7 protein-coding genes are annotated in these 12,489 nt (G+C 45.9%); all 7 read left to right on the top strand.

Annotated elements, in window-relative coordinates:
• Window positions 1–183 precede the first annotated feature (183 nt).
• Window positions 184–627 (top strand): hypothetical protein, encoded by a 444-nt coding sequence (locus tag PEB0122_RS04245; protein ID WP_075915576.1) that lies wholly within the window; start codon window positions 184–186, stop codon window positions 625–627.
• Window positions 628–1,122: 495 nt separating this feature from the next.
• Window positions 1,123–3,219, top strand: coding sequence for a TonB-dependent copper receptor (locus tag PEB0122_RS04240; RefSeq protein WP_225867796.1), 2,097 nt, complete (start codon window positions 1,123–1,125; stop codon window positions 3,217–3,219).
• A gap of 540 nt (window positions 3,220–3,759) precedes the next feature.
• The gene (locus PEB0122_RS04235; protein WP_075915572.1) at window positions 3,760–5,634 is read left to right on the top strand and encodes an ABC transporter ATP-binding protein; all 1,875 of its coding nucleotides are present in this window, start codon (window positions 3,760–3,762) and stop codon (window positions 5,632–5,634) included.
• Window positions 5,631–7,415, top strand: coding sequence for an ABC transporter ATP-binding protein (locus PEB0122_RS04230; protein ID WP_075915570.1), 1,785 nt, complete (start codon window positions 5,631–5,633; stop codon window positions 7,413–7,415). The genes PEB0122_RS04235 and PEB0122_RS04230 overlap by 4 nt, the downstream gene beginning before the upstream one ends.
• Window positions 7,416–7,862: 447 nt before the next feature.
• On the top strand, window positions 7,863–8,717 hold the full coding sequence (locus PEB0122_RS04225; protein ID WP_083650187.1) for a siderophore-interacting protein: 855 nt from the start codon (window positions 7,863–7,865) through the stop codon (window positions 8,715–8,717).
• A gap of 679 nt (window positions 8,718–9,396) precedes the next feature.
• On the top strand, window positions 9,397–11,040 hold the full coding sequence (locus PEB0122_RS04220) for a lactate permease LctP family transporter (RefSeq protein ID WP_075915568.1): 1,644 nt from the start codon (window positions 9,397–9,399) through the stop codon (window positions 11,038–11,040).
• Window positions 11,041–11,291: 251 nt separating this feature from the next.
• Entirely contained in the window at window positions 11,292–12,428 is a 1,137-nt protein-coding gene (lldD, locus tag PEB0122_RS04215; protein WP_075915566.1) for an FMN-dependent L-lactate dehydrogenase LldD, read from the top strand.
• Window positions 12,429–12,489: the final 61 nt, after the last annotated feature.

The following is a 12,489-nucleotide window of genomic DNA, read 5'->3' as shown; positions in this document are numbered from 1 at the left end:
AAGGCCTAAATTTCTCCTCCCATTCATCCTGCATTTTTCTTCTGACGCCTCCTTCCTGATGATTTATAACTCCGCCCCCTACTACTAATTTTTTTAAAAAATCCTGTTGGTTGTTTTGGCCTATCTTGCAAAAAAAACCGAACTGGAGAATAGTTTCCTTAAAAGGGAAAGTTTTTTTTGGAAATGATCGGGACGAGCAAACCATTTTCCGTGGTTATCAGGGTGTTGTGCATTTTCGCACTGCTCAACCTCGCCTTTGCCCATAATCGAAATTTTCCGGTTGCACCGAACAGTTTTGCAAGCGCCTCTTCTCACCATCATGAAAGCGTTCGGCAGAACCATTCCCATATGGTTTTCGATAGCGACATTTGCTCGAAAAACGTATCTTCAAAACCGCAAAAATTAAGCAAAAAACACCATAATGACAATTCATGTCATGAATTGGGTGCGTGTCATGCCTGCCGCATCGGCGCATCAATGCTCACTCCGCCCGATAGCGTTGAAATCGGCGCGCATAGCCTCTTCCTCGTCGAGATTTTACTGCCCTATGACACGGTAACCTTCGGCACCTTTTTTGTAAAATCCAACGCCTCGCCGCGCTCACCTCCATTTTCATTCATAAGCTGACAGGTTCAACATATCAGAACATCGAATTTTTAAAAAAATGGCCGCGTCTTTTTAACAACGTGGCGCAAGTCATTGCTGCTATTTTTTTTAAGTTTTCAATTGTGATTATAAAACTTGGTCAGCCTGTTTTTTAACCGTCAAAACGCATGGTTTAAAGCCTTACAAAAAACGAGGCTCGGAGAATGTCCTTCATGGCAATTCCCGTTTGTTTTCCATGCCTGACAAAGTTTCAATCCACTTTTCTTCACGGATTTTTATAAAATGGATTCTCTCTTTCATACCGACAGACGGTTTAGTGCGTACTCGGACGCACTAAAATCATCGTCTGCCGCAATTGGTGCCATTGCTGCCCTTTCCACCCTGCTCATGATAATGCCGACGGGTGCAAAAGCCGAAACGGCTATAAAAAACGAAAAGAGCACGATAACGCCGATTCAAACCCCGCCAATAAGTCCCGAACAAAAAGAGGCCGCAAAGGCCGAGAACCAAGGAAACATGGTTCTAAAACCCGTGATCGTTACATCGGCTGCTATGTCTTCACCAGTCACTGTTGTTACAAATCCGAAAGACCCACGCCAACCTATTCCCGCTTCGGACGGCGCCGATTATCTTAAAACCATTCCCGGTTTTGCAACCATCCGCAATGGCGGCACCAATGGCGATCCCGTTTTTAGAGGCCAATTCGGCTCGCGTCTTAATATTGTCAATGACGGCAGCACGATTATGGGCGCCTGCCCGGGGCGGATGGATAATCCGACATCCTATATCTCGCCTGAAAGCTATGACCGGCTCACGGTAGTGAAGGGGCCCGAAACTGTGCGCTATGGCCCCACCGGTTCGGCGGCAACGATTTTGTTTGAACGCGACCCGCAACATTTTGACAAACCGACTGTTAAAGGCGATTCCAGCATTGTCATCGGTTCCAATAGCCGCTTTGAATCCCGCCTTGATGGCACTGTCGGGGCACGCCCCGGCTATGTCCGGATTATCGGTAATAAAGCACTTTCCCATGATTACCATGATGGCGATGGCAATAGTGTTCCCTCAAAATGGGATAAATGGAATGGCGATATGTTTTTGGGGTTCACTCCGGACGAAAATACATTGTTCGAGCTTTCCGGCGGCGGCGGTGATGGCGAAGCCCGCTATGCAGGCCGCGCCATGGACGGCAGCCAATTCAAGCGGGAATCGCTTGGAGCCAAATTTATCAAAGAAAATATCAATGACAAGCTTACCAAGATCGACGCGCAATTTTACTATAATTATGCCGATCACATTATGGATAATTTCCGTTTGCGCCACCTTGCGACCATCAAATCCCCACTGCCAATCGGTATTACCAGCACAGGCAAAACGGGCACCGGTCATATGGGGCATATGTCCGCTATGGGGGCCATGGATATGAACCATATGATGGGAAGCGGAAATCCGATGGCCGGAATGGGCGGCATGAATGGCATAGGCGGCATGGGTGGAATGGGAGGTATGGGCGCAATGGATATGTCGTCCATGCCGATGGAATCGCGCCTTGACCGGCGCACCATGGGCGGCCACTTTACCACCAATTGGGATTTAGGCGATTTATCACTCGTGAGCGGAGTTGATATTCAAACCAACACCCACCGCAAAAGAAAAAGCCGCAATATGATGAGCATTCACGGTTGGGATAAGGATGCGGTATTTTTCAATTACGGACTGTTCAGTGAAGCCACATGGAGCTTTGCCGAAAATCAACGCCTTGTTTTTGGCGGCAGACTTGATTGGGCTTCTGCGAAGGATGAGCGAAACACAAGTCCGACAGATGGCGACAAGCGCGACAGAACATTGCCAAGCGGTTTTCTCCGTTATGAGCGCGACCTCGATCAAATACCGCTTACAACCTATATCGGGCTTGGCCATGCCGAGCGTTTCCCCGATTATTGGGAACTGTTTTCCCCCAAACAATCCGACGCTAACTCACTCAATGCATTTGACGGCATAAAGCCCGAAAAAACCACCCAGCTTGATTTCGGTGCGCAATATAGCGGGGAAAACAGCAATATCTGGGCATCCGCTTATGTCGGCCGGATTGATGATTATATTCTCTTCGACTATTCAAGCGGGCAGTCAAAAGCATCGAATGTCGATGCCACCATTATGGGGGGCGAGTTGGGGCTTTCCCATATGTTCTTCAATGTCTGGAAGTTTGATTCAAGTCTTGCCTATTCGTGGGGAAAAAACACCACAGACAATGAAGCTTTGCCGCAAATTCCACCTTTGGAGGGAAGGCTCGGCCTCACCTATCAAAAAGAAAAATGGAGCATTGGCGGCCTTTTGAGGCTTGTTGCCAATCAACCGCGTATTGCCGAAAACAAAGGCAATGTTGTGGGGAAAGACTTTGATAAAAGCGCGGGCTTTGGTGTTTTTTCTTTGAATGGCAGCTACAAGATTTCAAAAAATGTGGCTTTGACCGGCGGGGTCGATAACGTCTTTAACAAGGATTATTTCGAACATCTGAACCGCGATGGCGATGCCGGCTTTGGTTTTCCCGCCCATTATCAAGTGCGAGAACCGGGGCGCACCTTCTGGGCAAAAGCCGATTTCAAGTTCTGAAATCCATTTGTCAAGTTAAGGCAAATAATATCAAACTTTGTCCATTATATTTGAGCTTATGTTGTGAGGCATAAATTTTTTAAAAATTATGCCTCACAAAACAACGGAATTAGAAGCCACGGGGCATCAAAACGGTCAAACGACTTTACAGGCTTGAGCAAAAACTTTTTTAATGGCTGAAAACGCCGATTTATAGCCTTTCACCTGTCCGACAATTCTTTGAAGTTTTCTCATGCAAAATATTTTTCTGAACTCAAGAACATGGATGAAAAGAATAATTTTTGTCCGATATTTGCGATTGATTGTGATACATGTTTGAAAAGCCTGATGGAAAGCGCATAAAATTTATGCGCATTTTTTAAGAGAATGACCCTATTTGGAAACCGGTTTTCTGCTGAGAACGCCGAAATTTATACATGAGAAATTTACGACCATAAAAACGGATAAGAAAAGTTTTCCAAGGATAAAGCAAATAAAACTATACATAAATTATCAAAAATAAGTCATAGTCCATTTTTAACAATTTTTGCGGTAGCCGTAATGAGCCAACAACCATCCATCAATCCGACAGTTTATGACAGTGAAAAGCCTGCAACTTTTCTGAGGCTTTTACGCTATTCGCGTTTTTTTACCGGCTCCGCCATCATCACGGCCATTATCGCTGCTGCTTTGAGCATTGCGCCCTTCTATGTAATTTCGCTTATTGCCGGCGAGCTTTTGAAACCAACGGTGAACACGACTAGAATCTGGTATCTTGCAGGTGTTGCAACCGGCCTTGTTCTGCTTAGATGGATATTCGTATCTTTAAGTGACATGCTTGCCCATAAAGGGGCCTTCACCATTCTCTTTACACTCAGAAAAAGAGCAGCGCAAAAACTGGGCGAGGTTCCACTGTCGTTTTTTGCAAGCCAGTCTTCAGGAAAACTCAGGCGCACACTTTACGATGATATTGACAGTCTTGAAAGCCTTTATGCCCATATTTTGCCAAGCCTGAGTTCCGCTCCCATTGTATCGCTCTCGGCTCTTATCCTGTTGTTTTTTGCCGATTGGCGGCTTGCCATTATTGTTTTGATCCCCTTGCCGATTGCCTTTTTTGCCCAATGGTGGATGACCCGCGGCATGGGCGATGACATGCATGAATGGATCGGTTTGCAGCAAAAAATTTCAGGCGAGATCAGCGAATTTATCCGTGGCGTACACGTTATCAAAAGTTTTGGTCTTGATACGCGTTCTTTCGGCAATCTTTCAAAGACAATCCATAATGCGGTGGACTGGGCGCATAGTTTTGCTGCCAGAGTGACGCGCTCCTTTATGACATTTGCTATTTTACTGCGCGGTAATCTTGTTCTGGTAGCGCCAATCGGAGCCATATTCTATGTGAACGGTTCCCTTGACGCGGCTACTTTTGTGTTATTTTTGCTTCTTTCGCCACTGGTTCTTGAACCTCTTCTGACCCTTTCAGGGGCACTTCATGAGAAAATGAACCATATCGAAGCGATGGATCATATCAATGAGGTTTTAACTGCAAAACCGCTTATCGAAAATCACGATAGCAAAACGCCTGATGGCCCCTATGAAATTGTTTTTGACGATGTCTCTTATAGTTACGGCAAAAGGCTCGCTATCGACCATGTCAGTTTTAGCGCAAAAGCCGATAAAGTAACGGCATTGGTGGGTCCAAGCGGCTCGGGCAAAAGTACACTTCTGAAACTTGTTGCACGACTTTATGAATTCGATCATGGACATTTAACCATAGGTGGTCTTGATGTGCGCGACTGGCGACTTGACGACCTTCTCGACAAAACCAGCATTGTTTTTCAGGATGTAGTACTCCTTTATGGCACTGTTGCCGATAATTTGCGTATTGCCAAACCCGATGCGAGTAATGAAGAACTTAAGGAAGCCTGCCGCCTTGCCAAAGCAGACGGTTTTATTGAAGCCCTGCCGCAAGGTTACGATACGCTCCTTCAGGAACGCGGCTCGCAACTTTCCGGCGGCGAACGCCAAAGGCTTTCGATTGCCCGCGCTTTTTTGAAAAATGCGCCAATTCTGCTTCTTGATGAACCGACTTCAAGTCTTGATCCGGAAAATGAAAACCTCATCCACGAAGCCCTTGAAACACTTTATAAAAATCGTACGGTTGTCATCGTCGGCCATCATTTGCAAAATCTCGTTTCTGCCGACAAGATTATTGTGATGGATCATGGCAGGCTAGCGGGCGAAGGCCTTCATGAAGAACTTTTGAAAAACTGCCCGACCTACCGGATTTTATGGCAAGACCAGCTTTCGGCCGGCGCGTGGTCACTCGGAGAAGAGGCGGGGGAAGCCGAAGAAAAAACCGACACCAACGGGCAAGACAATAAAACCCTTTCAAAAAAACAGGATAATTTGGCAGAAAAAGGCGGGCAGTCATGATAATTGATATTTTAACGTCCGGTTTCCGTCTGTCGAAAACGCGCGACAAACAACTCGTTCACGGCATTTTATGGACGATTGTCGAAGGTTTTTTTGCAGCTCTTCCCTTTGTCTTCCTTTTTATGATGTTGACACAGGCCTTTGCCAAAGAGCTGACATTCAAAGCCGCTATTTTCTTCGGGGCCGGCATGGTTTTGAGCTTTTTGTTGCGCATCGGCGCAAGTACGATCGGTGCGCCGAAAATATATAATGGTGCTTTCACAATGATGGGCGAGGCACGCCTTAATGTAGCAGAGCATTTGCGCAAACTTCCCATGGGTTGGTTCAACAAGCAAAGAAGCGGCGACCTTGCAGGAAGACTGACTTCCGATATTACTTTTGTCGAACATATGTGGTCGCATTTCATCCAGCCATTTGTTGCCGGTTTTTCAATGCCGGTTTTTCTGACTATTTTTCTTTTCTTTGTCGACTTTCGTCTGGCAATTGTCATGCTTTGCGGCTTTCCTTTGACTTTGCTTGCCTTGTTATGGACGCTCGCTATGGGAAAAAGCGCAGGCGTGAAACTTGGAAAAGCCAATAGTGCCGTGCAATCGGCATTGCTTGAATATGTGCAAAGTATCACTGTTATTCGCAGCTTCGGACGTTTCGGCAATAGCTGGAAGAGACTTGTAAAAATTCTCGACGACCAGCGCAATGCATGGTTCCACGCCGAAACTAGAACCTCGCCTTTCCTGTCATGCTTCGGTTTTGTGCTGGAAATGAGCTATATCAGTCTGGTTATTTTCGGCATTTATTGGTTGGCAAATGACAAGCTCACCGTCTCTCAATTGTTGATTTTCCTTATCATTGCATTGCCCGTCTACCGCCAATTATATGAAGTCGGTCAGGCAATGTTGATGTTGCGTCTGGCAAACCGTTCGCTCATGCGCATTGAAGCGCTACTTCATGAACCGACCCTAACAGAGCCGCAACATCCAAAAATGCCGGAAAACTATGAAATCCGTTTCGACCATGTGGGGTTCAGCTATGATAAAAAAGAAGCGGGCAACGCAAAAGAAACGAATAACAAAGTCCTTGATGATATTTCATGCACGATCAGGCCGCAGGAATTAACGGCAATAGTTGGGCCGAGCGGTGCCGGAAAGACAAGTTTTGTCCACCTTATCGCGCGTCTTTGGGAAAGAACGGAAGGTAAAATCACGATCGGCGGTATAGACCTTAAAGACATAGGGACCGAAAATCTTCATCGGTTGATCGGCATGGTGTTTCAGGATGTGCTTCTCTTTTCCGGAACGGTCTATGACAATATCAAAATTGGCAAGGAAGATGCGAGCCGTGAAGAAATCATCGAAGCGGCAAAACGGGCCGAAGCTCATCAATTCATCATGGCATTGCCGGAAGGTTATGACACCGTGCTTGATGAACATGGAAGCTCGCTTTCAGGCGGCGAACAGCAGCGCATATCCATTGCCCGTGCTTTTTTGAAAAACGCCCCGATATTGCTTCTTGATGAAGCAACCGCAAGCCTTGACCCGTCGGCGGAAGCAGAGATCCAACGCGCCATGAATGCATTGACCAGAACCCGCACAGTCGTGGTCATTGCCCACCGGCTGAACAGCATTCGTCGGGCCGACCACATCATCGTTCTGAAAAATGGGAAAATCGTTGAAGAAGGAACCCATGATACGTTGGTAAAAGCCGATGGCCTCTATCAAAAATTATGGAACAACCAGAATAAAGCACGTGGAGTGTTGCCTCATAACGCAGCCATTCTGAATTGATCCTAAGGCAAACAAAAAGCGAAACCAGCAGCCGCCAATCACACTCGAAATTACAAGCTTTTCCGGGCTCGAAGAGCTGATCTTCAAGCTTCGTCCCCGAGAATTGTCAAATACAACGGCACGCTCTTTGCGGGAAAGAATGCAGTAGTATGCCCTTTATGTGAAAATTGGAGAGCACGCTTTGTATAGAAAAATTACACGTCACCTTGTCCGCCAACAGGCGCAATTTGAAGGAACTCACTATTTCCTGGAATGGCCGGTCATCCAAGGATAAGCACTGTTCATTCTGGCAAACTTCCGGCAGGCCGGTAAACGATGTAAAAACCTGATTGACAGACAGCGATATTTTCTTCAATACCGGTTTACTAAAAACTTGACTATTATATTCATTATTATTCATCTATACTTTTAAAACCCAAAAAAACAATCGGTGCGGGAGCTTAAGAGATGGAAAAGACAAAAAACAGGAATACGGCTGAACTCACGCCGGAAAACCACATGGACGGGATGGAGCGTCTTGAACTAACGGTCAACCGGATTTATGAACCTTTTTCCCACCTCGTCCGCCTGACCGGAACAATCAACCCGACAAACCCGATTGAATGGCAACAGGCAAATGTTGCCGTGCGTTTCGAGATCGGCGAAACCGGACAAGGCCGCAAGGTTTACCGGATTTATACAATCCGTTCTTTTAATCCCGCGACACATGAAATCGAAGTCGATTTTGTCAAACATGAAGGGGAAAGCCCCGCTATCAACTGGCTTCAAAGTTTGAAAGCCGCATCTCATGCTTATTTGATTGGTCCGCGCCCACAATTTTCAACGGAAGAATATAAAAATAAAAAGCTGAAGCTCTTTGCCGATGAAACCGCCATTCCGGCCATTTTTTCCATTCTTTCCCATTGGCCGGAAAATACCGAAGCCGAAATCTATATCGAATCCGCAACGGCAGAAGCAGCCGGTGAACTGCCCGATATAAAGGGAGTCAAAAAACATATCTATGTGCGAAAGGAAGATGAACATCCTGGGCAAACCGGTTTTCTTGTTCACTCGTCTGCAAAGATCACCGATGCCGAAAATTGTCATATCTGGATTGCTTGCGAACGGGAAGAAGCCCGTGCAATCAGGAAACATTTCATAGCGAACTGCAATGTGAAAAAGCAGAATATCAAAGCCATCGGATATTGGCGTCTCGGGCTTGCCAGCTCGGAAATAGAGAAAATTCGCGGCAAATATTATAACGAGCTTATTGCACAGGGAAAAACCGAAAAAGATTTTGATGAATTCGACATTCCGGCTTGATCGGTGGCGAGACTAACACTGGAACACCTATAGTCACGAGATTTCCCCGGCGGCTGAAGAGCGACCGATAATAAATCCCCGACGTTTGAAAGGTGAGCGGTAACAAATATAAGTTTAAAAAAGCCGGTATGTCGCCGGTGCCGGCTTGAAAAACTGAGTTATTAAACTGTTTTTAAAAATTGCCCTGCTTTTATCGGCTGTCAAAGAAGTGAAAGGAATTGGATTTTTCTTGTCCCCTTTTTATTCTCATACCCAGCCCCCAAAAATCACACTCGTAAAAACCGGCCTCTATCACTTTTCAAGAGCCGACTTTTCTTCGATAGCAGACTCCTTCTTGAGTAGATCGGCATTTTATTCAAAAACTGGCGCTATGCGTTGATGAGCGCCTGTCTGCGTAACCAAATGCAGAACAAAGATATTTTTTAACCTGTTTTGAAAGCTTGGCTTTCGGCCTCAAAAAATCATAAAACATTATGGAAAATGCCTTAAAACCGGATTTGCTTTTAAAAATATTCATTTTTATAATTTTTATAATAATTACTCACATATTTTCAAATATAAGCCTATTTCTGGTTCATATATGCAAATTTTAATCTAAAATAAATTGACGTTTTAGTTTTCTTCAGCCTTATTATTTACCAACAAACATTTACCGCACACGTATTGGGAGGAGAAAACAATGACGTGGATGCAGAATTATGTTCCGGTTGGCAATCTATGGTTATCTGCACTGATTGCCGCAATACCGATAATCTTTTTCTTTCTGGCTTTGACACTTCTTCGTTTGAAAGGACATGTCGCCGGTACAATTACCGTTATCCTGTCATTTTTAATTGCCGTTTTTGTCTATGGCATGCCGATTGGACCGGCAATTTCATCCGCCATTTATGGTTTTTTCTACGGTTTGTGGCCGATTGCGTGGATTATCGTTGGCGCGGTGTTTCTTTATAAAATCTCGGTTGTCACAGGTGACTTCAATATTGTGCGACATTCCATTTTGGGGATTACCGAAGACCAGCGCCTACAGCTCATTCTGGTGGGGTTTGCTTTCGGTGCTTTCCTTGAAGGTGCTGCCGGTTTCGGTGCACCGGTTGCGATTACTGCTGCCCTTCTTGCAGGGTTAGGCTTTCGCCCGCTTTATGCGGCCGGCCTTTGTCTTATTGCCAATACTGCCCCGGTTGCTTTCGGCGCTATGGGAATTCCGATTATTGTTGCCGGACAGGTTTCAAATCTCGACCCGTTTTTATTAAGCCAGATGGCTGGACGGCAATTGCCGTTTCTTTCGGTATTTGTTCCCTTCATGCTTGTGATTATCATGGATGGTTGGCGCGGCGTCCGCGAAACATGGCCAGCTGTGCTTGTTGGTGGCGGCACATTTGCGATTGTCCAATTCCTGACTTCCAATTATTTCGGGCCCGAATTGCCTGATATTACAGCCGCTATTGCAACACTCGTTGTTTTGCCGCTTTTCTTGCGCCTCTGGCAGCCAAAACGCATTTTCCGTTTTGACGAAAGCGAAGCTGCCCCCAAAGAAGAAATTCCCCATTATTCAACGGGAGAAATTATCAAGGCATGGTCGCCTTTTATCATATTGACCATTTTTGTTATGGTTTGGAGCATCGCGCCTTTCAAAAAACTTTTTGCCAAAGGCGGGGCATTGGAAAGCTGGGTGTTAAGTTTCGACGTATCATTCCTCAATAATATTATTGTCAAAACCGCGCCTATTGTTGCAACAGATTCCAAAATCAGCGCCGTTTATAAATTCGACTGGTTTTCAGCAACAGGAACCGCAATTATCCTTGCAGCAGTCGTCAGTACTTTTGTTTTAAAAATGCGTCCCGCTCGCGCCATTGGCGTTTTCGGCATGACGCTGAAAGAACTTGCCCTTCCGATTTATTCGATCGGTATTGTTCTTGCTTTTGCTTTTATTGCCAATTATTCGGGGCTTTCTTCCACATTGGCACTGGCTTTGTCACAGACGGGTAAAAGTTTTACATTCTTTTCGCCATTTCTCGGCTGGCTTGGTGTTTTTGTTACCGGTTCGGATACGTCTTCCAATGCTCTGTTCGGTGCCTTGCAAGCAACCACAGCCCATCAGATCGGCGTTTCGGATGTTCTGCTTGTTGCAGTCAACAGTACGGGCGGCGTTACCGGCAAGATGATTTCGCCTCAGTCGATTGCAATTGCCTGTGCGGCTGTCGGACTTGTCGGGAAAGAATCCGACCTTTTCCGCTATACTGTCAAATATTCGCTGGGGCTTTGTGCCATTGCCGGTATTATGACAACGCTTCAGGGATATGTTCTTCCGTGGATGATCCCGTAATATTGATTTTACTTTTACCGGATGTTTCCTGTTTAAATAAAAAGAGTGAAATATTCCACACCAATAGATCAGGCACCGTGGAATATTCACTCGCATTTCCTGAAGTAACAATCACAATAGATGTGACTGATCTTCCGCAGAAATGCATTTAACTGGAAATATAATTTCTTTCATAAGGCACTTTTTTGGCAACCACTTTGCCGGATTTGTAACGGACTTTGATCCTCACGACTAACAAGACGGGTAAAGAAATGATTATATCTTCTATTTCAGACTATCGCGAAGGTGCGCGACGCAAACTCCCTCCATTTCTCTTTCATTATATTGATGGCGGTGCTTATGCAGAGCGTACCCTGCAACGCAATACAACAGATCTTTCCGATATTGCGCTTCGCCAACGCATTTTGAAAAACATGTCGGAGCTCAGTCTTGAAACCGAGCTTTTCGGCGAAAAAATGAAAATGCCGGTGGCACTTTCACCAGTGGGGCTTACCGGCATGTATGCGCGCCGTGGTGAAGTTCAGGCAGCCAAAGCCGCCCAATCACGCGGTATCCCCTTTACACTCTCGACTGTTTCTGTCTGCCCGATTGAAGAAGTTCAGGCGCAAGTTCCAAACCCCATCTGGTTCCAGCTTTATGTTCTTAAAGACCGCGGTTTCATGAAAAATGTTCTTGAACGGGCGGCCGCCCAAGGCATCAAAACGTTGGTTTTCACCGTCGATATGCCGGTTCCGGGGGCCCGTTATCGTGACCGCCATTCCGGTATGTCAGGCCCGTTTGCCAAATTGCGCCAATATACACAAGCCGTTCTTCACCCAGCTTGGGCTTACGATGTCGGCATCATGGGAAGGCCCCACGACCTTGGCAATATTTCCACCTATCGCGGAAAACCGACCAATCTGGAAGATTATATCGGTTGGCTAGGTGCCAATTTCGACCCTTCGATAAGCTGGAAAGATCTTGAATGGATTCGTGAATTCTGGAAGGGTCCAATGCTTATCAAAGGCATTCTCGACGTCGAAGATGCCCGCGATGCTGTGCGTTTCGGTGCTGATGGCGTTATTGTTTCCAACCATGGCGGGCGTCAGCTTGATGGTGTGCCTTCAACTGTCAGGGCATTACCAAAAATTGCAGAAGTCTTAAAACCCGATCTCAAAGTTCTTGTTGATAGCGGTGTGCGTTCAGGCCTTGATGTTGTGCGCATGATTGCACTTGGAGCCGATACAGTTATGCTTGGCCGTGCATTTGCTTATGCATTGGCAACCGAAGGTGAAAAAGGCGTTGCCAATATGCTTGATCTCATAGCCAAGGAGATGCGTGTTGCAATGACATTGACAGGCGCCAAAAAAATTGCCGATATCAATGCGGATATGCTTGTAAAAGATTGAAAAACAGCCTTGAAAATCGACATTGCAAAAGCATGAAACAAGTCGATTTTCCATGAACCGC

This window comes from Ditibartonella apis (assembly GCF_001952075.1).
GTDB classification, from domain to species: domain Bacteria; phylum Pseudomonadota; class Alphaproteobacteria; order Rhizobiales; family Rhizobiaceae; genus Bartonella; species Bartonella apis.
Note: the sequence above shows the minus strand (reverse complement) of the source record. Positions and strands in the feature narration are given on the sequence as shown.

Excerpts from the sequence above, each read along its gene's own strand:
- PEB0122_RS04245 (WP_075915576.1), top strand. The coding sequence starts at position 184 with ATGATCGGGACGAGCAAACCATTTTCCGTGGTTATCAGGGTGTTGTGC.
- PEB0122_RS04240 (WP_225867796.1), top strand. The coding sequence starts at position 1,123 with ATGGTTCTAAAACCCGTGATCGTTACATCGGCTGCTATGTCTTCACCA.
- PEB0122_RS04235 (WP_075915572.1), top strand. The coding sequence starts at position 3,760 with ATGAGCCAACAACCATCCATCAATCCGACAGTTTATGACAGTGAAAAG.
- PEB0122_RS04230 (WP_075915570.1), top strand. The coding sequence starts at position 5,631 with ATGATAATTGATATTTTAACGTCCGGTTTCCGTCTGTCGAAAACGCGC.
- PEB0122_RS04225 (WP_083650187.1), top strand. The coding sequence starts at position 7,863 with ATGGAAAAGACAAAAAACAGGAATACGGCTGAACTCACGCCGGAAAAC.
- PEB0122_RS04220 (WP_075915568.1), top strand. The coding sequence starts at position 9,397 with ATGACGTGGATGCAGAATTATGTTCCGGTTGGCAATCTATGGTTATCT.
- lldD (WP_075915566.1), top strand. The coding sequence starts at position 11,292 with ATGATTATATCTTCTATTTCAGACTATCGCGAAGGTGCGCGACGCAAA.